The sequence below is a fragment of the Clostridiales bacterium genome, assembly GCA_030016385.1.
Lineage (GTDB): Bacteria > Bacillota > Clostridia > Clostridiales > Oxobacteraceae > JASEJN01.
This window is the reverse complement of sequence record JASEJN010000046.1, coordinates 1-25,201: the sequence shown is the minus strand read 5'-3', so window position 1 is coordinate 25,201 and position 25,201 is coordinate 1. Positions and strand designations below refer to the sequence as shown.

18 protein-coding genes, 1 tRNA gene and 2 rRNA genes are annotated in these 25,201 nt (G+C 39.1%); all 21 read right to left on the bottom strand.

Annotated elements, in window-relative coordinates; translation table 11 throughout:
• Positions 1–168: 168 nt before the first annotated feature.
• Positions 169–2,409 (bottom strand): FAD-dependent oxidoreductase, encoded by a 2,241-nt coding sequence (locus QME45_10860; GenBank protein MDI6619153.1) that lies wholly within the window; start codon positions 2,407–2,409, stop codon positions 169–171.
• 115 nt (positions 2,410–2,524) lie between these two features.
• A complete protein-coding gene (locus QME45_10855; GenBank protein MDI6619152.1) occupies positions 2,525–4,072 on the bottom strand; it encodes an extracellular solute-binding protein in 1,548 nt (515 codons plus the stop codon).
• A 132-nt stretch (positions 4,073–4,204) separates the two neighbouring features.
• Complete coding sequence (locus QME45_10850) at positions 4,205–5,083, bottom strand: carbohydrate ABC transporter permease (GenBank protein MDI6619151.1); 879 nt, start codon at positions 5,081–5,083, stop codon at positions 4,205–4,207.
• A gap of 19 nt (positions 5,084–5,102) precedes the next feature.
• Entirely contained in the window at positions 5,103–6,065 is a 963-nt protein-coding gene (locus tag QME45_10845; GenBank protein MDI6619150.1) for an ABC transporter permease subunit, read from the bottom strand.
• A gap of 316 nt (positions 6,066–6,381) precedes the next feature.
• Positions 6,382–8,118, bottom strand: coding sequence for an arsenical pump-driving ATPase (arsA, locus tag QME45_10840; GenBank protein MDI6619149.1), 1,737 nt, complete (start codon positions 8,116–8,118; stop codon positions 6,382–6,384).
• Positions 8,105–8,293 carry a hypothetical protein gene (locus tag QME45_10835; GenBank protein ID MDI6619148.1) on the bottom strand — a complete coding sequence of 63 codons (189 nt, stop codon included), beginning with the start codon at positions 8,291–8,293 and terminating at the stop codon, positions 8,105–8,107. Before QME45_10835 ends, arsA begins: the two co-directional genes overlap by 14 nt.
• A complete protein-coding gene (gene arsD / locus QME45_10830) occupies positions 8,265–8,657 on the bottom strand; it encodes an arsenite efflux transporter metallochaperone ArsD (protein MDI6619147.1) in 393 nt (130 codons plus the stop codon). Before arsD ends, QME45_10835 begins: the two co-directional genes overlap by 29 nt.
• 23 nt (positions 8,658–8,680) lie before the next feature.
• Positions 8,681–9,742, bottom strand: coding sequence for an ACR3 family arsenite efflux transporter (arsB, locus tag QME45_10825; protein MDI6619146.1), 1,062 nt, complete (start codon positions 9,740–9,742; stop codon positions 8,681–8,683).
• 120 nt (positions 9,743–9,862) lie between these two features.
• Positions 9,863–11,509: an FAD-dependent oxidoreductase gene (locus QME45_10820; protein MDI6619145.1), complete on the bottom strand. Its 1,647-nt coding sequence runs from the start codon at positions 11,507–11,509 to the stop codon at positions 9,863–9,865.
• A 17-nt stretch (positions 11,510–11,526) separates the two neighbouring features.
• Positions 11,527–11,844: a metalloregulator ArsR/SmtB family transcription factor gene (locus tag QME45_10815; protein MDI6619144.1), complete on the bottom strand. Its 318-nt coding sequence runs from the start codon at positions 11,842–11,844 to the stop codon at positions 11,527–11,529.
• Positions 11,845–12,012: 168 nt separating this feature from the next.
• Positions 12,013–12,669 carry a hypothetical protein gene (locus tag QME45_10810; GenBank protein ID MDI6619143.1) on the bottom strand — a complete coding sequence of 219 codons (657 nt, stop codon included), beginning with the start codon at positions 12,667–12,669 and terminating at the stop codon, positions 12,013–12,015.
• Positions 12,670–12,735: 66 nt separating this feature from the next.
• Positions 12,736–15,726 carry a glycoside hydrolase gene (locus QME45_10805; protein ID MDI6619142.1) on the bottom strand — a complete coding sequence of 997 codons (2,991 nt, stop codon included), beginning with the start codon at positions 15,724–15,726 and terminating at the stop codon, positions 12,736–12,738.
• A 117-nt stretch (positions 15,727–15,843) separates the two neighbouring features.
• Entirely contained in the window at positions 15,844–17,160 is a 1,317-nt protein-coding gene (locus tag QME45_10800; GenBank protein ID MDI6619141.1) for a M1 family metallopeptidase, read from the bottom strand.
• 187 nt (positions 17,161–17,347) lie between these two features.
• Complete coding sequence (locus QME45_10795; GenBank protein ID MDI6619140.1) at positions 17,348–20,113, bottom strand: UPF0182 family protein; 2,766 nt, start codon at positions 20,111–20,113, stop codon at positions 17,348–17,350.
• A 156-nt stretch (positions 20,114–20,269) separates the two neighbouring features.
• Positions 20,270–20,794: a transcription repressor NadR gene (locus tag QME45_10790; GenBank protein MDI6619139.1), complete on the bottom strand. Its 525-nt coding sequence runs from the start codon at positions 20,792–20,794 to the stop codon at positions 20,270–20,272.
• Positions 20,795–20,815: 21 nt separating this feature from the next.
• Positions 20,816–21,925 carry a hypothetical protein gene (locus tag QME45_10785; protein MDI6619138.1) on the bottom strand — a complete coding sequence of 370 codons (1,110 nt, stop codon included), beginning with the start codon at positions 21,923–21,925 and terminating at the stop codon, positions 20,816–20,818.
• 21 nt (positions 21,926–21,946) lie between these two features.
• A complete protein-coding gene (locus tag QME45_10780) occupies positions 21,947–22,429 on the bottom strand; it encodes an HDIG domain-containing protein (GenBank protein MDI6619137.1) in 483 nt (160 codons plus the stop codon).
• 661 nt (positions 22,430–23,090) lie between these two features.
• Positions 23,091–23,166: transfer RNA gene (locus QME45_10775), tRNA-Met, on the bottom strand.
• Positions 23,167–23,282: 116 nt separating this feature from the next.
• Complete coding sequence (locus tag QME45_10770) at positions 23,283–24,488, bottom strand: CapA family protein (protein ID MDI6619136.1); 1,206 nt, start codon at positions 24,486–24,488, stop codon at positions 23,283–23,285.
• Positions 24,489–24,703: 215 nt separating this feature from the next.
• Positions 24,704–24,820: ribosomal RNA gene (gene rrf, locus QME45_10765) — 5S ribosomal RNA — on the bottom strand.
• A 30-nt stretch (positions 24,821–24,850) separates the two neighbouring features.
• Positions 24,851–25,201, bottom strand: a 23S ribosomal RNA gene (locus QME45_10760); the annotation flags it as partial.

The following is a 25,201-nucleotide window of genomic DNA, read 5'->3' as shown; positions in this document are numbered from 1 at the left end:
GCTCAAAATAACATAATCCTATTTATTCCTGATTTCAAATTACGAATTGAAGATTCTAAATGGGGGGCGTATTTTATATCCGTATGTAAATAAACTTATGTTTTTTGGCAATGTATTCGCCAAAAAAACATAAGTTTATTCAAACTATTAAAGCTGAAAGTTCAGCGATTAGTAAAGCTTTATTGCAAACAGCTGAAAATACTTTGAACCATAGGTCCCCTTGAATATAATCCTTATTTTTTTGACATTTGGATTATCGATTTTATGCCTTCTTTGCCTTAAGTAATTATCCTTGACTTCGATTACTTGTTTTGAGCCATCCAAAGATGTAATCTCAATTGCATATTGTTTTACAAGATCAGGCATGATTTTATTAAAATTATCATATTCAAGCTGCGTATTGAATATCAACTGTATTTCATCTATTTTCTTTGACCTGCTGTAGTCCAAGGATATCCACTCGCTGTTTTCCTTATGGATCTTCTCAGACATCCATATATTAGGAAGCCCATGGGGTCTCGAATAACCGTTTATTACATTTTCTGCCCCATATATATCGAATGCAGGTTTTATATTTCTGAAGCTTATGTTCTTCTCCTGCCTTGAAAGCCTGAATATACCGCTCTTGGGATATTTATCGATCTCAGTATTTTTTCTGCACCTGAAAGTAACTATTCCAACGATTTTTTCATTATTGTAAAACAGCTTTAGTGAATCATCCTTATTGAAAATAATGTATACTTTTTTATCACTGCATGCCTTTACTGAAACCGGCAGATTGATCCATCCTTCAAAATTGCCCGGAATATCAACTGATATGTCCTTCAAGTGCGTATCAGGTATATAATTCTCAGGCCTTTTACCGCCGTAAATGTTTATATTCATCTGTCTCTTTTCATCTGAGCTATTAGCTACCTTTACTTCCAAACTATCAATCCTGTCTTCAACAGGAAAAGCCATACAGTAATTTTCAGTCAACTGAAGGGCTGCCTCGCAGTCCGGGTTTGTATATGCCCTGGTTGATGAAGCGGAAACTGTCAGATCGCTTAACAATTCAGGGTTATATTTTTCCCGTCTGCCCATAATTGTCTGGTCATCCCTTTGCAGTTCGTCCTGCAGTTCCTCAATATGACCGTCCTTAATAATTGAAGACGGATATATTCCATATTTATTGCATAAATATGCTGCCGTACCTACCGCCTGCCCCGTACATGCGCAGGTCCCCATAACCCTTGTAGATCCCATGGCTATATGCGTACAGCTTATATCCCTGCCTGCAAGCATCAGATTCAATATGTTTTTTGAATACATGCATCTGAAAGGCAGGTTATATATGCCGTTAATTGGATGCCAGTGAGTTGCAGGACCTTCATCGTATATTCCATTTGGAGCGTGTACATCCATGGTCCAGCCGCCTATTGAAATCTTGTCAGGAAAATCCGTTTTATCCTCGATATCATTTTGCGTCAATACATAGTCACCTGTAAATCTTCTTGACTCTCTTTTGCCTGCAATCTGGGTGACCTTGTCAAGCAATAAATTATCGACTCCTTCAAACTTCCCGCTATTTTTAATATAATCCCATAAACCATAAGCTATTTTTCTAAGCTCCAGAGTTATCTTCTCATTATCATGGATCGTATCAAGCAGTCCCCCTATTTCAACCCACCAATAACCGTTATAAACATTTCCTTCCCTATGGATTCCCCTGGCAAGTTTACTGTTGCCGAACCTGTTGAAATAGTCAAGTTTGGTAATGTCATATGCAAAGTCCGGCCTCCTGTAGGTGACCTTTTTTCCGGCATCTCTTGTGAAAAATAGAATGGTGCTCCCCATCACATATCCTGTATGTTTTTGGGGTGCAAGGGATTCATTGAACTCATTCTTCGCTTCTTCTCCCCACATATAAAGCGCTCCTGCATTATAGCCTACGGTTCCATCCCCTGTCGAATCGATAAATAAAGGGCTTTCAAACCTTAATTGTTTTTCGGAACCCACTTGTACTGCCATTAACGCCTTAACTTTTCCATTCTCAACCTGAGCGCTCCTAACCGAGGTGTTGAGATACAGACTTATGTTCTTTTCGTTATAAATAAGGTCAAAATATGCCGCATCCTCCATAGGCCAATCCTGAACGGAATAGCTGCCCATTTCCATCTGGTTATAATGCAGCCTCGTTAGCTTTATTTCCTCTACTATACCGCCTTCTCGTGCATATACCGAGTTCGAGCCTCCGCCTGCTGCGGAACCGCTTATGCTGACTGCAACTTCGCTGCTCGCATTGCCTCCCAGCACAGGTCTGTCGTTTATCAGCGCCACTTTCAAGCCATGCCTTGCAGCTGCAAGTGCCGCACACATTCCCGCTATACCTGCTCCGGCTACTGTCAAATCAGAATGTATTATTTCCATGACTATTCCCTCCAAATATAATTTACTTCAAGGCAAAAACCACCTTAAACATCTTTAATCCTAAGGTGGTTCCTGCCTGATTGCAATACTAAACCCATAAATATTTATAGATTATTTATTTTTTATCCTGTGTCTTTTTGATATAATCGTTCATTTGCTGTACATATTCGGCGCCGCCTGCTTTATACCAGCCGTCAAGGGTTTTATCCCAGTCGCTTACAGGGGATGCCCCTGTTACTATTTTCGACACCGTCTGGTTTATTGCCTTGCCATAATCTATAAGTTCCGGCTTGTCGGCAGCCGCCGGCCTGTACCCGAAGTCAAGGCTTACTACTTTTGCCTTGATTGCTATATCGATCCACTTTGTAACAGGATCTTTATATTCATCAGGTGTATCAAGCGCTACAAAGAACGATGGGTCGTCATTCCTTCTTACAAAGCACCTTGCCCATCCATTCTGCGCGAAATCTCCATAATCGGCCGTAGGCTTCTTTACTCCGTTCTCTTCCGTATAGCTTACGCCCTTTACGCCGTCTTTGCATAACGACCAGCCCTCGTCGCTCAGCATGTAATCAAATAATTTGACTATAGCATCCGGCCTTTTGGCAGCGCTTGTTACAGCCCAGAAACCCCATAGGCCCGTGCCAAAAGATGTTTCCTGAAACTTGCCTTCTGCATTCTTAAGGCCGCTTATATATGTGAGCTTTGCCTTGGGATTAACTTTTGCTATCTGGGCAACATACTGGGAAATCCAACCTGAGAATTCTCCTATTGCACCTGTAACGCCTTGGAAAAACCTCTGCTTTGCAGCATCATGTTTTATGGAAGGCGCATTTGGGTCTAACAAACCATTTTTATATAAATCCTGAGTAAACTGCAATTCGTCTTTATATACCGGGCTTTCCTTATCATACATCGGAGTCATATATTCATACTTTTCACCGGTTACCTTCTGCCAGCCGAGATCTCCAAATGCATATCCCATGATGGGCCATAAATTTCCTTCGCCATCAGCTGAAGTCGCAAAGCCATAGGTATCATTTTTCCCGTTCCCGTCAGGATCATTTTTTGAAAACTTGGTCATAAGGTCTCGGAACTGGTCAATTGTTAGAAGATTGTCCGATGGGATCTGAAAGCCTACTGCATCGGCCCAATCCTTTCTTATTATAAAGCCGTCGCCTCTCTGCACTGTGGTCCTGGGGATGCCGTAAATATCGTCGTTTTCTTTAACTTTTAATGCATCAAATGAATAATCATATGAATATTTCTTTAAATTTGGAGCATCATTTATATATTTTGTTACGGGGACGATAATTCCATTATTTACTGAGTTTACAAAATTTTTATCCGTTGTACTTCCAAAATAAACCACATCAGGATAGTCGCCTCCTGCGAGCATGACCTGCAGGCGTTCACCATAGCCTGATGAAGGCGGCACTTCAAAGCTTAACTTCACATTGCATGCCTCTTCAATCTTTTTCTGCCATGCTTGATCTACTTTTGTCTGCTCTGCGGAAGTAAAATTTGCAAATATTTTTATCGGGACAGGGCCTGTCGATTTGCTGGAATTTACGGGTTCTTTTTTACTTCCACATCCTGTCATAACACCTAAGAGCAAAAACACAACCAGGGAAATTGAAATAAATCTCTTCCCAATTTTCATTTTCTTATCCTCCTATTTAATATTTATTATCAATTGAGGCTATGTTTAATTAAAATCCCTCTTTTAACATAACCTTAATTTGAAGCGGAATGATTATAAACACTTGTCATGCTTTAGATTAAAATCAAGCGATCAACCTTTCACGGCTCCAAGGGTGATGCCCTGTACGAAATATTTCTGCAGGAAAGGATATACGCACATAATCGGTACGACTGAAACAACAAGGGTGGCGTACCTCAATGTTTCAGGCGGAATGGTATTTAAATTGGCCGTATCTCCGGCAACTGAAAGCAATTGGGTCTGGGCGGACATCAGAATTTCCCTCAAAACCAGCTGGAGCGTCCATTTTTGGGGACTTCTCATGTAAATCAGGGCATTAAAGAAATTGTTCCATTGCCCTACTGCGATAAACAGCGCTATAGTCGCAATTATCGGCGTGGAAAGCGGCAGCATTATCTTTACCAGGACAGTAATGTCCGATGCGCCGTCTATCTTGGCCGCCTCAACTAAGCTTGATGGAATGCCTTCAAAAAAGCTCTTCATCAGGATTACATTATAAGCGCCCAGAGCGCCCGGAATGATCAGAGCCCAGTATTTATCCAGCCAACCAAGGCTTTTTATAAGATAAAAGTTGGGGATCAATCCTCCATTGAACATCATTGTAAATATCAGCAAATACATGAATACTTTTTTGCCTCTCAAATTTCTCTTTGAAAGGGGATATGCCATAATTATCGTAAAAAACAATCCCAGTAAAGTCGCTGAAACCACAACAAAAACCGTATTGCCATAGCTTCTCATTATGAGGCCGTTTTTAAAAACATATTTAAACCCTTCAAGGCTCCATTCGGTGGTTATCACCATGAACGGATTTTTAAGATACCCGTCATATGTGCTGAATGAGATTGCAATTGCATTTACAAACGGATAAAGCATTATGACTGCAATAATAACAAGAAACACGTAATTTACTATGTCAAAAAAATCAATCTTTTTTTTCATCGACGCCATAATAACAACCTCATCCTCCCTACCATAAACTGCTGCCGTTGATGATCTTAGATATTCTATTCGTCAGCATTATCAGTATAAATCCTACCACCGACTGAAACAGCCCCACCGCAGTGGCATAACTGAATCTGCCTTCCAGAAGACCGACACGGTATGTATAAGTTTCAAATACGTCCGCTACCGGATAAACCAATGGACTGTACAACAGGAATATCTGTTCAAAACCGTTCCTCAGGATACCGCCCATCCTTAGAACAAGGAGTACGACTATCGTCGATGATATGCCGGGCAATGTAATATATTTTATTCTCTGCATTCTCGTGGCACCATCAATAATTGCAGCCTCATACAGCCCGGGATCAATGGATGTCATCGATGCCAGGTAAACAATCGTACCCCACCCAACTCCCTTGAATATATCGGTTACCACCAGGACAGTACGAAACCACTTGGTGCTGGTCAAAAATGATATGGGCTTTCCCCCTAACGCAACTATTATGTTATTTACAAGACCTCCTGATGGTGCAAGAAAATTAACCACCATGCTGGCAAGTACAACCCATGATATAAAATGGGGAAGATAAACAACTGTTTGTATTGAGCGCTTGAAAACAAGATTTTTCACTTCATTCAACATAAGTGCCAGTATTATCGGTGCGGGGAATCCCCAAAAAATCCTATATAGGCTTATCAGAATCGAATTTTTGAATACTTCAATGAAATCTCTTGAATGAAATAAATATTTAAAATTGGCAAGCCCCACCCACTCGCTCTTGAGGAAACCTTTAACCGGGCTGAAGTTTTGAAAAGCAATAACAACGCCATACATTGGAAGATAATTAAATATAAAAAGATATATCATACCTATTGCCAAAAAAATGTATAACCATTTATTCTGCATAACATATGTCATAAATGATACATTTTCAGATGACTTTATCTTAACTTGGGTCTTTGTATCTGTTTTGTGAGTAAACTGCACATTTCTCAACTCCTTTTGGAATATTATATATTTTCATACTATAATAATAAATCCATCAAGTTTGCTATTTAGTATAAAATATTTTGAATTTACTAACTATAAAGTATATTTTTTATATAAAAGGTATACTTTATATATAAAAGTTGAATTGAAGATAGGTACTTATTAGTGAAATGTCTGGAGGGGATATGGCTGTTGCCGAATATGACAAAAGCAGGTGCCCTTCCTTGAACCTTTGTCAAATTAGGGTCACCTGCTATGTGTATAAAGATTATTTGAAGAATATGCACCTTCACCTGCTGAAAAATATTAAAATTTACAGTTTAAGCAACTCATCATCCTTTATCTCATCTGCTTTCCATCCAATAACGGCAAAATTTCCTTTTGAATGTTCAGCCACCTTGTTGATCCATTCAATCTCATTGTTTACCTTTGCGGAAAGTATCTTATTCGTTGTATCGGTACGGTAGAATGATGAATTAATTATCCACCACTTTACTCCGATACCTGTACGTTTTAAATCATCTTCAAGGCGCAGCGCTTCATATACGGGCGTATCTTCAGCTAAAGTTACAATAATAACTTCGGTTTCATGGGTATTACGGAGACGTGGGAGAAGCTTCTTCGCGGATTCGGGAATTTCGCCTTGTGAGCGTTTGATCTCCTGATTGTAACTTTGAGTCGAATCAAGCAATAAAATAGTATGGCCTGTCGGTGCAGTATCGATCACAACGGTCTGATCTTCTGCTTTTTCAACAATCTCTGCAAAAGCTCGGAATACAGCGATTTCCTGTGTACACGGGGAGCGTAAATCTTCCTCAATATAGGCAATATCATCATCAGACATGGTTTTTCTTGCTTTTGAGATGATTTCTTTTTGATATTTTTTCAGTTCGGCGTGCTCATCGATATGGCTCATGGTGATGCCGCTGGATTCGTTAATCACAAATTTAAGATTATCCGCCGGGTCTGTTGTGGTCAGATGAACTTTCCTTCCCCTTTTTGAAAGACCCAGCGCAATCGCAGCTGCAACTGTGGTCTTTCCGACGCCGCCTTTCCCCATTGTAAAAATCACTTTTTTGTTTGTACGGTATAAATCGTCAATGACATCTTTCAGATGAAGGATCGTTTGAACATTGATCTTCTCATCACGTACAATATATTGATCTTTAGTCAGCAAGGCTCTTACATTGTCGATTCCGATAATGTTATAAGCTCTGAGTGGGACCATATATATGGCCATTTTTTTCAAACCCTGCGGGATATTCCTAAGCACATTTTGTTGTTTCTGATATAGGCTTTCGGAAACGCCATCATCATAAGAAGTCAGAACTCCGTTGATTACCAGCATCTGATTATCTATACCAATATCCGCAAGTTCCTTGGATGCTCTCTCCGCTTCTTTAAGAGGCGCTTCTTCTGGACGCGATACAAGGATCAAAGTTGTTTTCCCCCTGTCGGACAAGGTTTCAACAGCTTTTTTATAAACTTCCTTTTTACTTTCCAATCCAGAAAGCTGGCCTAAGCAAGAAGCTCCATGTGTGCTTTCGCTGATGAAGTTGCTCCATGCAGACGGCAGTTGCAGCATTCGGAGGGTATGTCCTGTCGGAGCAGTATCAAATATGATGTGGTCATATTCTTTCTGTACTGTTTCATCCGTGATAAACTTTGAGAATTCATTAAAGGCTGCAATTTCTACAGTACACGAACCGGAAAGCTGTTCCTCCATATTTTTTATAACCACATCGGGCAGTTTGCCACGATAAGGGCCGATGACGCTCTTCCTGTATTCTGCGGCTGCCTGTATGGGATCAAGGTTGGAAACAACCAGATTGGGTACTTCCTTAATCTCTACGCCCTTGTTTGTAATCTCTGTATCAAAAACATCCTGTAAATTCGAGGCGGGGTCGGTGCTGATTAAAAGCACCTTTTCCCCGCAGTCTGCAAGGCTAACAGCCGTAGCACATGCCACCGATGTCTTCCCAACTCCGCCTTTACCTGTATAAAACAGGTATTTGGTTAACCCAATAGTTTGTGGATTAAAATTTTTCATGATGATAACCTCCAATTTTCAGCAAAATGATAAGAAGCATATCTATCCTTTGTGCAAAATGTACATAATTTTTCTTGGAAAGATATGCTTCTGTCATTTTAATTAAAACTGTTAAATCTTTTTTGGCAGAGAGCCTTAATCCTAGATCAGCAACACTTTCCGCCTGAACACCCACATTCGTTTGACCCTCTCGCAGTAACTTTAACATCCCCTGTTTTATCTTTTAAAATATTATCGGGAATACCAAGCAATTTTTCAAATTCCTTATTAGTAGGGTATCTGCCTTCAATAACAATTTCTCCATCTATAACAGTAACAGGCAACCCATCGATGCCTTTTGTACTGATGAAGTGATTGACTGCTTTGTTGCTTACAAACTGCTTTGTGGCATTTGACAGATTAAATCTTTCAACATCGATGCCATTTTTCTTGAGTGTATTCAGTACCGTCGAAATCCTGAGAAGTTCGGGATTAACTCCAACTCCACAGAGGCCCGTTGAACAACACATGGCCGGTTCAAAAATTTGCATTTTTTTCATATAAAACATCTCCTAAAATAATATTAATTATTAATTGCTGGCTTTAAATACCAATTCTTTGTCTTGGTAATGATTTTAACAAGCATTAACATAACCGGAACTTCTGTGAGCACTCCAACAGTACAAGCCAATACGACCGGAGAGTTCGGACCGAAAAGTGAGATTGCAACTGCTACCGAAAGCTCAAAGAAGTCAGAAGCAGCGATCAGGGAAGCAGGAGCAGCTATATCATGAGGTTGTTTCGTCCATCTACACAGCAAATAGGTAAACGTGGAAGATATAATATTCTGGAGTATAAGCGGCACAGCAATCATCAGAACATAAAGCGGTTTTTCCAAAAGGATGTCCCCCTGAAATGAGAAAATGATGATCAAAGTCAGAAGCAACCCAAAAGTTGTTACATTATCGAACTTGGAGACGAATTTATCGTTAAAATTCTTTTCTCCCATTTTTTTAATCGTTAAAACTCGCGTAACAGCACCTCCAACCAATGGTACCGCTACGAAAAGCACAACCGAGAATATAAGCGTATCCCATGGAATCTGAACATTGTTGACGCCAAGCAGTAAGGAAACCAAGGGCACAAACAGGACAAGGATAAGCAAGTCGTTTATGGAAACCTGAACAAGGGTATGCGCAGGATCACCTTTGGCGAGATTGCTCCAGACAAACACCATTGCGGTACATGGAGCCGTACCCAACAACACCGCACCTGTTACGAAATTTTGTGCCAAACTGGCTGGAATAAGGGCATTAAAAACTATTTTAAGAAATAAGGTCGCCAGCCCCAGCATAAGAAATGGCTTAATCAGCCAACTGCTTCCACTCGATATAATAATGCCGAGAGGGTGCTTCCCAACGTTCTTGATGGATTGAAAATTAATCTTCAGCATCATGGGGTAAATCATGATCCAGATAAGAATTGCGATAGGAATATTCTGCTGCGCATACTGAAGCTTTTCAAGAAACGCAGGAATCCCAGGTAGAAATTTGCTGATAAGGATGCCCGCTGCCATACAAAGAAGTACCCAAATCGTCAAATACTTTTCAAAAAAACCAATGCCTTGCGTTTTTTCATTACTCAACATAATCGCTCCTTAAATTACAATACTAAAAATATTTTTAATCACTGTTCGGATGATCCTGCCGTGAAATGTCACATAGGTAAAACCCCTTTAATCCATGCTGGAGATAGTCACCAAAACTCACCATTTCGCCGGATGTAATTTGCAGTAATGCTTATGACCTCCGGAGAGATTATACACTTTTTGAAATCCGTCATTGATCAGTATATTCTGTACTGCATTTCCGGTAACACCTTTGTTGCAGTAAGTGACTATAACGGCATCCCTATCCAAAGTTTGAACGACGGACCGTAATTTTTCGTGAGGAATATTCTCAGCTGATACTATATGTTTCTTTTTATATTGTGCGGGAACCCTCGCATCAATCAGCTCGTACTTTTTTCCCGATTGCATCAGGGAATCCAACCCTTGCGCCGTCATCAGCGGCCTGCCTCTGTGAATCTCGTTATCCAATATCATACCAGTATACATAACCGGGTCTTTTGCCGTTGAAAACGGTGGGGCATAAGCCAAATCAAGATGGAAAAGATCCTCAACCTTTGCTTTAAAGGTGATTGCCGTCACAAATACATCAATCCTCTTGTCCACGCCTTCATATCCGACAATCTGCGCGCCCAGAAGTCTGCCACTCACCTCGTCGGCTATCCCTTTGATTACCATCTCTTTGCCGCCCATGTATTCCGGCTTGTTGGGCTTGATGTTGTGGCATACCGCAACTTCATAACCTAAAGCGAGCGCTTCTCGTTCGGAAAGGCCGGTCTGCGCTACTGTCATATCAAATATTTTAAAGATCCCGGTACCGAGGATACCCTTAAATTCCAGACTGCCGCCCGTCACATTATCACCAGCGATTCTGCCGGTCTTATTGGCTGTAGAACCCAATGGCCGATAAACCGGCTTTCCCGTCACCACATGAAACTGCTCGATGCAGTCTCCACAGGCGTAAATATCCGGTTGGCTGGTTTGCATTTTTGTATTCACGCGGATCGCATTTAAAACTCCAAGCTCAATCCCCGCTGCAGCAGCCAACTCTGTGTTGGGACGTACGCCAGTGGATATAAGGACCATATCCGCATGGATTCCTTTGCTGTCCGACAAAACCACGCTGTCTTCTTTAATCTCAGTTACGGAAACACCAGTCAATACAGAAACGCCATTCTTTTCGATATGATCCCTGACGTATACTGCCATATCGCTGTCTAGCCCCGGCGTCACCTGCGGCAGCTTCTCCAGCAGAGTCACTTCCAAGCCCAGCTTTTTAAGATTTTCACATACCTCAAGCCCAACGAAACCCGTTCCGATAATCGCTGCGTGTTTCGGCTGATTTTCATTGACAAAAGTTTTGATACGATTCATGTCGTTAATATTGCGCAGGGTAAAAACATGCCGTCTGTCTGCGCCCCTGATAGGCGGAACAATCGGCCGTGCACCGGTTGCGATTACAAGTTTATCATAACGATCGGAAAACACCTCTCCTGTTGAAAGGTTCTTCACATTCAAAATTTTTTTATCGGGGTCAATAGAAAGCACTTCATGCCGGGTAAGAATATCCACGTTGTATTTACTTTTAAAAAATACCGGATCACGCGGGGTCAGTTCATCTGCATTTTCGACCTCTCCGCCGATGTAGTAGGGCATTCCGCACCCGGAATAAGAGATAAAATTGTCTTTGTCATAAACGACGATTTCGGCGCCTTCGTTGTTCCTTCTTGCCTTTGCTGCCGCGGATGTTCCGGCGGCAACCGCACCTATGATTACGATTCTCATAATTTTTTCTCCTTCTATCACATGCAATCACATTTTTCATCTGTATCGATGAATACGGCTGATTTCATAATCTCCATCAGTAAATTTTCCACTGTTTCGCAACCTTTTTTATTGAGAGAATAATACATCCATTTCCCATCCCGCCGGCAATTTACGATACCGGACTCACATAATATTTTCATATGATGGGACAACGTTGATTGTGAAATATTCATTTTATCTAAAAGATTACAAGCACACTTTTCTCCATGTTTCAACATATCAATGATCATCAGGCGATTTGGGTCACAGAACGCCTTAAAGACTCTTGCGGTTTTCTCATATGTGTCTTCCAATTCACTCACCTCACATCTACAAGTATCGATATGAATATATTACAGCACAAATCGATATTCGTCAATATATTCTATAAAAAAACTTCGATTCGTAATTTGAACTTATGTTATTTTGAACACTCATTCGCCAGATTCAAGTTTTGTAAATTCTATGGGATAATAACCTTGCTACTTGACGCAATATAGTATTCCATCCTTTATTCGGCCTTTCTCAGCTATAATCCCCATTTTTTTCAGGCAGTATGTGGCTTTCCTCGCTTTTGATATGGTACAGCCAAAACATCTTGCATAGTCTTTATTTGTAAAAGGGTAAGATAGGTTGTCAGGTAAAAAAATATAGAAATCATCCTTGCATGCAAACTGCACACTTTCAAAAACATCCGTAAGTTTTCTGTCCACTATGCTGATTCCCCTTCTTCTCCAACTTCCCTTTCCATCCTGGCAGGTTATATCCTCCTCCTTTATAAAAAGGGCTTCAAACATGAAATTATCTTCATTGATAATAGCGGGTATTCTTATAAGCTCATCGAATATGTCAATCAGTCTGCCATGTTTTGGCGACTTTCTCCTGCTCAATATGCTGCCATCATATGACGATATTTTTACTATATATTTTTCTTTCGGAATAGGGTATACAAGCCTTATTCTATGACTTTTTAAAAGCTTGTATAGTTTTCTGCTTATCGCTGAAAAATTTTTTGTCTGTATCTCAATCAGCAAGTCATCGCGCAATATATCTATTATATAGCCTTCCATCATCGCTTCAAGCCTGTCACCGGGACGGGCATACCACCTTTTAATAGAAGAGTGAAGAGATGTTTCCATCGCAATCCCCCTTTTATTATAAAAAAGGATGCATGAGCATCCTTTTTTATAATTCATTAGTATTTGCTACTTATATATACAGGCACTGCTGATTCCAAAGGGCATGAATTTATATTTTTCAGTAAATCTCCTGAAATCCACAAAAGTTCCCGGACCTACTCCCGTATCATTTTCAATGCCGGCGATCCTGTTTGGTCCCATCAGGTTAAACAATGTTGTAGCTGCCACAATCTTTAATTCGTTATTTCCATCCCTTACAAACTTGGTTACATCAAAGATATATGGAGCCCAATATTTTACTCCTACAAAATGCCCGTTAACATACAATTCAACGCATGCCGCATTGACATCATTTATTTTTAAATATGCCCTGCCTTCTCCCTTGTAATTTACATTTGAGCTATACTCTGCTCTACCTGCATAGAAAGGATAACCTGATTCTGTTAAATTTTTGCCTAAAATATTCCCCTTTCTATTGCCTATTGCAAATTTTACTTTATCAAGATCGAAAACTTCAAAATCTCCTGCGATATAAATCGCCTCAGCCTCCGTCGGCATATGGTTGTTAAAATCTTTAACCCTTACATGGCATGCAGGCGCGGATATATTATTAACCTTTTTACCCTCTATAACTAACGTATTTATACCCCGCTTTATGTTCCCATTCAGGGGCACCTTCGTAAAGTTAATATCCTTCCAGCTCTTTTGAGGATCGAACTTTCCCATCTCTCCGCGCTTTTTCAAAGGTTTTACTTCTGTACCGTTTATCGTGATCCGATCTAAATTTTCCGCCACCTCTATTGCTGCAAATACATCTCCTTCAGGAATATCCAGCACCTCAAATTTATATTCCGCTTTAAACGGGGTGCCATTCTCCGCCTTATAAAAATACTTATGCAGCACTTTTGTCACGGGCCCATCTTTCACTACACATTTGCCCTTTAAATAAAGGGTGACATCGTTTACAGGCAGTACATTCTCTTCAAGGGGTTTTACAGCCCAATCGTCGATTACATTCACTATTTTATCAAAACTGCCGAACATGACGCCGCTGTCTAAGAATCTCAATGCTTCATGGGATTCTATTTCATGAGCCGGGAATAAGAGAAGCAAACTCCCTGCAGGATAAAATTTCAATCTTATTAATGTCCTTCCCTCATCATATGTGACAGGTGTCTTATAAACCTCTCCCGACATCAAATCAAGTATATACGGCTTTCTTGTCCCAGGAAGCGATATTTCAGCATTTATTTCCCTTTTTTCATCTGTGTTTGCGAAAAACAAAGTTTCACCGTCTTTTGATATCCTCTTATGGCATATTATCTTATCTGCATTGGAATTGGCCATCGTGTCGGTTATCCTTACCCTGTCCTTATAATAACCATCGACAATACCGATGGCATCATCGACGCTGGATGTCTTTATGATGCCGTCCGGCATGCCAATATCCGAAGTTTCCCCATCAATCCTGTCCGGATACTGTTTGATAAATATAAGCCTTTGAGGTCCCGCCTCTTTCGCAAATTCCTTAAGCAGCCTTACAGTATTCGCCCTTAGTGTAAGGGATGGCGGAACTATTACGGTAGTATATGAATGGCGGCCTATGATCAACTTCCCATTTTCAACCTTCGCATGATTTTCCATTATTATCTCATCGCCATAATGAAAATCCAACTTTCTGGCAATCAATTTTTTAGAAAGCGATTCAAACGGCAAATCGTAAAATCCCTTTTCTTTTGATAGTCCGTTCTTCTCATGCAGCGGAGAATATTCGCTCCATACGCTTCCAATCGGGTGTATAACAAGTATGTCCACATCTCTTTTGCCCTGCGAAACAGTGTAGCAAAGCCTCCCTATATAATCGCCGAATTTTCTTTCATCCTTCCACCAGGGCTGCTGGTAGAATAAGTCTGCAGGATAGTCCCTTTTTCTCTCGCCCCTCATAGAATACAGAGATAAATGTGAATTCACAAAACTAATGCCAAGCGCTGCCTGCCAATCGGCGATCCATTTTCTATGATAAAAACTTACCTGCTGGCCTATGCACCCGAATACCTCGCTAAATGACCTTTCCTTGCCAAGCTGGTCAGCAACGGACGACACCTGCTTTACTGTTACAAGCTGCTCAATATGCCTTCCAAGCTTATCTATTCCCGGCCAGTGCATAAATTCATAATGGGGCATTGCAGCACCTATCCACTGCATCTGATATGTGAGGGAATCTTCCGCCATGAAATGCCCCGTCATCTTCATGTTGTTCCTGCAGCACCAGTTATAATACTGCTTCGTCCAGCTTTCAAGGAACAATCTTGTAGCGGCATCAAAAAAGTCAAACCTGATTTTGTGGTAATCATCCGTATCATAAAATAATTCCTTCAGGTGATCCTCTATATTATAACCCTTAAGCTTCTTGAAATATCCGGGCAGATAATCCGACCACGGAAGCGTTGGCTCCGGCCCGTGTTCGTACAAATAACACGGCTCATCCGTGAATATACCTGGTATCTCTTTCCCAAAATAACCGCCGCAGTATTTCTTATATTCTTCATGGGTGCAGCCAATGAAGGCCTTTACGGCTTCAGGATTCATAAGGTCTACATAGCATGCCCCGTTAAACCAGGGTTTCCCCATTGAATACCTTCTCTTGCATATTGCGTATTCCTGTCCTTCGCTCTTAAATTTTTCCAGAGGTTTATCGTTATCAGTAATTTCATCTTTTTTGATCAGTACAAGACGGCATCCTCTATAACTTACATCCATTTCGGCCACCTTGCCGCCTGCAAATCCCGACGGCCATTTGTCCTCATCATAGAGCCATGCATATGTATGCGTTGCCCTTGCCTCGTCAGCACATGCCTTTATCATTTCCATCCATTCAGGAGAAAGATAACCTGTGACAAGCCCAACTCTCGAGTGCATGAAATAACCGCCCCAGCCTTTATCAGCCATTTCATCTATCTGCCTTTTAAGCTCCTCCTTATCGAGCTTGTCGTTCCAGCTCCAAAAGGGCGCCGGCCGGTATATTGACCCCGGATTGTTAAATTCCTTGATATCCATTAGAAAACCTCCCATATATTAATTTTAAATATGCTGTTTAAAAAATAATATATTGTATCCATCAAGATTATAACACAAAAAGATACAGAAGCATCCACTTCTATATCTTTATTTACATCAGAGCCTTGACCTTATAAATTCCGCTGTTTCACTACCGCATACGTTTTTGACGATATCCAAGAAATCAGATATACTTGCATTCTTAAACTTGTATTTGTCATAATACCCTTTCATAGTTTCAATAAATAAACTATCTCCCACCTTCTTTCTAAACTCATCGATTATATATGCTCCTTTCAAATATACTGTATTATTGTATTCATCTATATTTCTAAATTTATCTACGGAATCGCCGGGATGCTTATTGGAATTTTTAATCCCGGTCTGCAGTCTCTGTGTTAAGTCATCATCTCCATAATATTTTTCAAAATACATATACTCTGAATAGGTTGCCATAGCCTCATCCAGCCATGGCTCTTTATATTCATTGTTCCCTACGGTAACATACCACCACTGATGGGACGTTTCATGGGCAACAGCACTTTCCAATAGCTTGCTGTCCTTGTTTTCATAATATTGCCTGCCGACAGACGTTATCGTCGGATATTCCATTGCACCTCCATAAAGATAAGTCTCAACTACTGAAAAAGTGTCATAAGGATATTTACCAAACTTATCCGAAAAAAGTTTAACCGCATTCTTTGCATATTCTATAGCCTTGATCCCCATTGCGGCGTCCTTGGAGAAAAAATACGACTTTATAGTCACTCCATTGAACTTTTTTTGTAAGATATCGAAAGATTTGCTGCTAAACCATGTAAAATCCCTGACACTGTCCGCTTTCAGCTTTAAGCTCTTTCTCCCAAGGTCTAAATCTTTCTCTTTTATGCATTTCCCTGAAGATGCGACAATTTCACTTTTTGGAACATTTATTTCAACCTCATAATCCGCAACTTCGCTAAAATTGGGCTCCCCTATGGCCGAACCCGCTTCTTTATGCCAACCCCCGCTATCATATACGCATAGTACAGGGTACCAGTTTTCAAAGCAGGCTATCCCATTGAAGGTACCGAAGGCCGTATATGCATAAGGAAGTTTCTCTTGAAAGTCTATTTTTATCTCTATTTTCTGGTTTATATTTACCGGCCTTGTAAAATTTAAACACAAGATTGTTTTATCCTGCGATTCTATATCCCATTTAACTGTTTTATTATCCACCTGCGCATCAATAACATCGATCTGTCCGGGATTAAACCCCTCAGGATAAATACTGTTTATATTTCCCATGGCAGATATTTTATCTTCATTTCTATAAAAATTAGGATATAAATGAAAATATATTTTGTCTAATTTTATATTCTCAGTATTTTTATATGATAGTTTTTCACTTCCAAATATCGAATTTTCATCAGGTTTATAATAAACATTTATCATATATTTATTTTTATATCCTGTGTAAATTCTATTACTGCTTTGACAGGCAGATAATACAAATACGATTACCAGTAGAAAAGGCAGCAGCCTTTTAAACTTTATTAATGTCACCTCTTTTTCATATTCTTATTCTATTTATATACAGCAGCAGCCAAAAAAATCACGATAAAACAAAAATAAAACTGTACTATTTTGATAACTCGTTTAATTGCTTAAGCAAGCTTTCAAGCTTGTTTATATGGCTTCCGTATCCCGCCCAGTCGCCTTTTTGCTGAGCATCCTTGGCCTTTGCAAACTCATCGTTTGCCTCCTTAATCAGGTTGCCGGCATTTTCATTTATAGTAGTCGTGCCAGGATGGGTATTTTCTTCCTGCTGGGTTGTTGTGGTACCGGTATTTTGTATATTGAACATGCTGTTTAATGCCTTGCCAAGCGTATCTTCCATCACTATTCTATCTCCATATCCGAGTATTACCCTTTTCATCTCAGGTATGCTGTTAGAACCTGTTGATTTTATATATAAGGGCATAACATACAGTAAAGATTTATCTATGGGTATTGTTATTGTAGTTCCTTCCATGATACCCGACCCCTGCTGGTTCCAAAGGGATTTTTCCTTTGATATCGTAGGGTCGGAATTTACCATGGCCTTAAACTGGGAAGGACCGTATACAGTCTTCTGCCTCGGGAACTTATATACTATAAGCTTGCCATAATTTTCTTTATCCATCCTCGCACTAAGCCAGGCGACCATGTTTCCCTTTCCGGCCGGTGTATATGGATTTATGAGCATAAATTCTTCATCCTTCCCGTCCGGCAGCTTCATTATTATATACGATGGTTCAGAATTGTTTTGTGCCTGTGCCTGATCCGTATCGGCTGTGGGACCTGAAACAGACCACATATCCTCTCTGGTATAAAATATGCTTGAATCCGTCATATGGTATTTTTTATAAATCTCAAGCTGTATATCGAATATATCTTCAGGATATCTCAAATGTTCCTTAAGCCCTGATGGAAGCTCATCCGCGCTCTTAAAAAGGTGAGGGAATATCTTGTTGTACGTCATGGCTATCGGATCCTTTTTATCATAAATGTAAAAATTTGTTTTGCCATTATACGCATCAATTATAACCTTTACGGAATTTCTTATATAATTGATATTATTTATAGGCTCCGAATAAGGATAAGCCGAACTTGCCGTATATGCATCTATTATCCAGTAAAGTTTTCCTCCATTTACTACAATATATGGATCCTTATCATATATTAAAAATGGAGCGATCTGCTGGACCCTTTGAACAATATTCCTGTTCAATATTATCTTGCTATTGGATGTTATGGCATTTGAAAGCAGGAAGTTAAAGCTTCCTTCTTTTATCATAAAAAGCAATCTGTTCAATCCATTTAATTTTATTCCGGCACTACCCTGATAGGTAGTATAATTATTTGAATCACCGGAAGGGTAATCGATCTCCTTCTGCTTTGTATTGGTTATTATATAATCATTCGCAAGCTCACCGAAATATATCTCCGGTCTGTCTACTTTTATATCCGATGAGGATACCGGTGGAATATCCTTTATTATGAAATTAGGTTGCCCTTCCGAAGTAACGCTATTTACCGGTGACATCGTTATTCCATAGCCATGCGTATACAAAAGGTGTTTGTTTTGCCATGTCTGTGATCCGGCCGGAAGTTTATCTTTATCAAGCTCTCTTGCGGCAGCAAAAACCTGCGTATATTTTCCATTTATAGTATATCTGTCAATATCCACATCGCTAAACCTGTAATACGGCCTTATCCCCTGAAGCTGATTGTATACATCGAGTGCCGGCGCAAAATCGTTTATTCTTATGTTATCTATGGTATTTTTATTGCTGGCTATATCCTGGGGCGTTAAATTCTGTTCTGCCGGAAAATCCTTCTGCTCAACATTATCCAACCCATATGCAAGCCTTGTATATTTGATATTGAAATCTATATATGGTTTTTCTTTAACTATTTCATTTGGAAATACGACGAGTTTTTGTACAGCTGTTTCAAAAATCCCCTGTACAAGGGATGCGCCTATCATTATTCCTATTACCCACAATGTAAGCTTTACTTTCTTTTTATACATTGCATAGAATATGGAAAGAGCTGCAACTATGCTTAATGCCATAAGTATCCTGTTAAACAGATATGTTACATGGACATCGGTATAGCTTGCTCCAAATGCCACACCCCTTGAGGAATAAACAAGGTTATAATTTTTAAACAAATAGCCTATTCCTACCATTATAAATATGGCGCAGATGAAAAATGACATCTGCTTTGCGGCAAATTCAAACACGCCCTTTCCTATCATGAATCTCCTGTGCCTATCCATTTGAAGAACATTGTAGTCGGAATATCTGTTTTCGCTCATGGTGTTTATTGCAACTACAAGATAAAATATAAGATTTAATATAGTTATTATAAAAAGCGTGCTGAACGCAAAATTGTAAATCGTCCTATACATAGGAAGCCTGAACATGTAAAAACTTATATCCTTCCCAAACAGCGGATCCTTTAAATTAAACGGGGTTGCATATATAAATTTTAAAATATCGTCCCATTTTGACGATGTTATGCCAAACGCTATCAATGCAGAAAGTATAAATGCCACCAGAAATAATTTGACACTTGCAGATTTAAGCTGCTGCTTGGAATATATCGCTTTTGAATACTTTATATATTGTCCTTTCATAAATAACAAATAAAAATAGATTATTAAAAATAAAACAACAAATATAGGAATCCCAAACTTTAATTCGGTAAATAGCTTTGTAAAAAACACGCTGGAATATCCAACTTCTACGAACCATTGGACATTGACCAAAAAATTTATTATACTTGAAAAAAATATTATAAGCAAAATAACAAGGGCTGCAAGTATAACTTTCCAATTTAACAACTTTTCAAGTTTCATCTTATTCCTCCTCGTATTGTTAATGTTATATCAACCTAACATAGATACATTTTCTACATTTGAAAAATATTCTTCAAATAATTTAATGCACCTGCTTAGCCTTCCGTAATAGTTAAAAATACTTTCTCTATCGAAAATAACCGACACACGGGTAATCTATACTTTTGTATCCAGAAAATAGCCCTTCTCCCTCAGTTTATCTTCTATCATGTCCAGTTTTTTTATGCTGTCGGCTTCTATAGTATGAAGGTGAACACCTCCTGTAAGGACTAAAAGCGGTTTCCCGTTGCTTGCCCTTAATTTATTTATATAATCGTCAACATCGTTTTTTGAAAATAACATAAGCATTCCCCTGAGTTCTCCATAAAGCGGATGCTCTACCATCACATCGATAACCCTTCCGCCGCATGAAATAATTGTATTTAGCTCATCCTCTATTCCTTCATTATCGTGTATGCATGCAATTATTCTTTTTAGATATCTGCTTTCAGGATAATCCGGTATTATATATCCCCTCGGCGTAGCGATGATATTTGTCCCCTTTGCTCTCAATATTGCAATATCCTGAACGATAACCTGCCTCGATACCATTAATTTTTGGGATAAATACGTACCGTTTACAGGTCTGCCATGGGTATTTAAAAGTTCTATTATCTGCTGTCTTCTTTCTTTCCCCTTCATAAAACCACCCCTGAAATATATCTATTTTTTAGTAGCATCTTTTAATAATTCTCCGAAAAATATACCCTTTTCTTCTTTCTTGCCGTTCATATATGCCGGAGAAGTCATAGCTATCTTATTTCCACTCTCGGATGGCACAAAAATCGTATGTATCGCCCCTGTTATGATTTTTTGTTTTCCATCATTCCCGTAATAGTGTATATCGCCTTCAAATACTTTTGCATTCGCACTGTCCCTTTCACTGGAATATAAAAGCGATCCGTCGGATACCCAGTAAACATTTGATGCAGGAGATGACAAAAGGTTTACCGTCTTTTTAGAATCGATATTATATACCGAAAGGTTCCCCTGTCCATCACCATCAGACAATATGGCAATCTTGTTCATATCATCTGATAAGATAAAATCCCAGCCTTCTGCAATATATGTTATATTGCCACCTCTGCTGTCAGCCGTATAGATTTTGTACTTTCCATCTTCATCCAGTTGTGAAAACATTATGCCCCCATTTTTATAAAATGCAGCATTTCTGCAGTTTCTCAATTTTATATTAAACTTTTTTATCTCATCCATCTCTATGTTATAGATTTGTATAGATGGACTTACCAGATCCAGGGACATCAATATATTTTTTGAGTCGGTATCCCAGTCATAGGAAGTTATGCCTATATCGAATATTTTTGTCGGAGTTATATCCTTAAACTGTCCCGTATTCATATTGTACAAAATCAAACTGTTTTTCTCCTCCGGACCGGATATAAATGCCAGCATTTTCCCGTCAGGGCTTAATTTTGGATTTCTTATATTAATTAATTGAATATCGCTTTCAATATTGCTTTTATATTCCTTAAGATCCGATACCCAGAGCTCGTCGGATCCCATATCCTCTGAAGGTTTCGAATAATATAAATGCTTCTCGTCCGTCGACCATATGAGTGCGCTTCCATCCTCGTCAACCTGAAGAAGCCTTCCCAAAGTATAATTTTTAATTTCAGCGCTTTTTTTACCGGATTTTATATACGACCTAAACTGTGTTATAAGATCCGTCTTCTTAGGATCCGAGGGAAATATTATACTAAGCAGCACAATGGATATTATGATAGAAATTAAAAGCTCTAATGGTTTTTTCATTTATACTACACCACCTTCCTGTCAATTTAAACTGTCAGCTTTTTTTAAATACTCTATTCCCTTTATATATTTATTTGAATGATGATTTTCAACCAGCAATATTACTTTTTTATCTGTTCCTATGCTTTCCAATAATTTAGCTCCTATTTCAGGATGTTTATAATATATTTTAAACATATCGATTTTTTGTGAAAGTTTATGTGAAAAATCAGGAAAAAATTTATCCGTCAAAACTAAAATAGATTTCCCGAATATGCCAATACCGCTGCCGACTTTTCCTATATCGTGGAGCAGTGCCGCCTTCACGATAATCTCCTTATTATCGATATCTCCGAAACCTTGAACTGTAAAAGCAGTATTCAAAGCATGAGCTCTTTCATAAGGAGGAAGTTTCATAAAAAGATCATATTCTTTTTTATTTAAATATCTTTTAATAAGTATACCACTTTCAGGCGGGACGCAAACAAAAATACCTCTAAAAAACTGTTTTATTCTATACAGCATAAAATTCACCTTTGATTCCAATTTTAAGGGCATGCATTTTTATATTTGGAAGATATTATTTCAATCGCTGAGTTTCTTTCCATAATATTCTTCAAATAGTTTAAGTACATATATTTAGTACACATGCGTTAAGCTTGTTTATAACTTGCACAATATTTTTGTGCTTTATAAAATTATACTATACAGTGAAATTTATTTATAGCTTTTTAGGTACATTATTGATTTGTAATATGAAATCAGTCATAAATAGGATTATGTTATTTTGAACGACGAATGAGTATTATAAGAGTTTTGATAAGTTCTTGGCTTTGCTGCCGCAAAAGAATCCTTAGAGCTTTTGATTGTCTGAGTGAAACGAGTTTCAAAAGCTATTGGATTCTTAAGGCTGCTGGCCTTAGAACTTACAAAACTTGAATCTGGCGAATGAGTGTTCAAAATAATATAATCTCAAATTACGAATTGTAGTACATTACATGTATTTAGTTTGATTTGTGGGATAATCAGTTTTTAAAACGCCAAAAAACACAAATAGCCCTTATTTTAAGGGCCACTTCCATATAAAATATTAAAAAAGGAGGCTTATTAATTATCTATATAGTACAATTCAAAAGTGAACTCCTTATTAAGAAAGTATTAACAAATTTTAAATTAAATATATAAATGGTTGCGGGGGAAGGATTTGAACCGACAACCTCCGGATTATGAGCCCGGCGAGCTACCAATTGCTCCACCCCGCGATAATGTAAGAACATAATTTAAGGAGATGCATCTAATGTGCATCTCCTTAAATTATGTGCCTATTATCAAAAATTTATTCATTATTATTTCCCGGAAAATAATAGTTATGTAAAATTTATTTTAAATTGTACCAGCCTTTTAAAACCGCCGATGCCTCATTCTTAAATGCCTGGACGGTAACATGCTTTCCCAGCCTGTTTAATCCATGGGCTTTTGCAAGGCTATCGGTATAGTCTTTTAATTTGTATATTCTAAACCCCTTTGCATATCTCTCATAATGTGTGACAACAGGTATAATTTCGGGATTTTTTATCGATATCCTGTCATTAACATCTTTTTCTATATTGAGCTTGAGCATCCCGCCTACGAGCCTTGGAATTTCATTCTGGCATGAAACGAGATTTCCGAGTGAATAAGCCACAAGCATATTGTTCCCATCTTTCCCTTTCATCCACTCAACTGGTTCAAGCACATGGGGATGATGCCCTATTATTAACGTCACTCCAAGATCTGCTAAATACGAGGCAAGCTCTTTTTGCTGCTTCGACGGGACTTCCTGATATTCATTCCCCCAATGCAGGGATACTATGACAGCATCAGCAAGTTCTTTTGCGCGCTTTACATCATTAGCTATAAGATTTTTATCTATTATATTTACTATGTAAGGTTTACCTTTAGGAATCGGTATGCCATTTGTGCCATATGCATAAGATAAAAATGCGATTTTTATACCCTTTTTATCTACGACTCTTATAGTATCCCTATCCTCTTGGCTTTCATATATCCCTACCATAGTAACCTCCGGGTGTGATCTCCAGAAAGAAATAGTGTTGTTTATTCCCTTTACCCCTTTATCAAGAGCATGATTTGTTGCATGATTTATTACATTAAATCCAACTTTTATAAGGTCTCTCCCTAATTCCTGGGGCGAATTAAAAGTCGGATAACCTGATAAACCAAGCTTTGTTCCACCGAGTATAGTCTCCTGATTTATAAAGGCTATATCAGCACTTGAAACTTCATCTTTAATATCACTATAAAGCGGAGTAAAATCATAACTGCCGTCCGACTTTTTAAAGTCATTTATAACTTCAAGATGCATAAGGTCATCTCCTACGGCCACAAGTGAAATATCTACAGGCTCCTTTTTTTGCTCTTCCTGCTCATCCGGCTCTGGTTTCTGCGGCAATGCATCCTGATTTCTAGTTATTTCCTGCTTGTTGTTATTTATATTATGCTTTATGGACGTATGCCATGAAAATATACCAAGAGTTATAACGCAAACGATCAAAACATATACGTACCATCTTCTAAATTTCATATATTCACCCCTGTTAAGCAATATAATATAAATATATTATATTGCTATCTCTTAACATTGTCACTTCAAAAAGCTTCAATTAAAAATTTGGACTTATGTTATTTTGAGCAACAATGAGCATTATGAGAGTTTTGATAAGTTCTTGGCTTTGCTGCCGCATTAGAACAAAAAACAACAAAAGCCTCAACAGAATCTGTTGAAGCTTTTGAAAGAAATATGGGCAGTGACTTACTCTGCCGAAGCGTCACCGCTTCAGTACCATCAGCGTACCCGGGCTTAACCTTCGTGTTCGGTATGGGAACGGGTGTATCCCCGGGGCTGTTGCCGCCCTTTCTGCTGCACAATGTATTGCGACCTGTTGTCTGGTCAAGCCCTCGACTTATTAGTACCGCTCAGCTTAACACGTTGCCGTGCTTACACCTGCAGCCTATCTACCTCATGTTCTCTGAGGCGTCTTACCGATGTATTTGCATACATCGTGGGAAATCTTTTCTTGAGGCCTGCTTCGCGCTTAGATGCTTTCAGCGCTTATCAGTCCCAGACTTAGCTACCCAGCTGTGCCCCTGGCGGGACAACTGGTGCACCATTGGTCTGTCCATCCCGGTCCTCTCGTACTAAGGACAGCCCCTCTCAAATTTCCTGCGCCCGCGACGGATAGGGACCGAACTGTCTCACGACGTTCTGAACCCAGCTCGCGTGCCGCTTTAATGGGC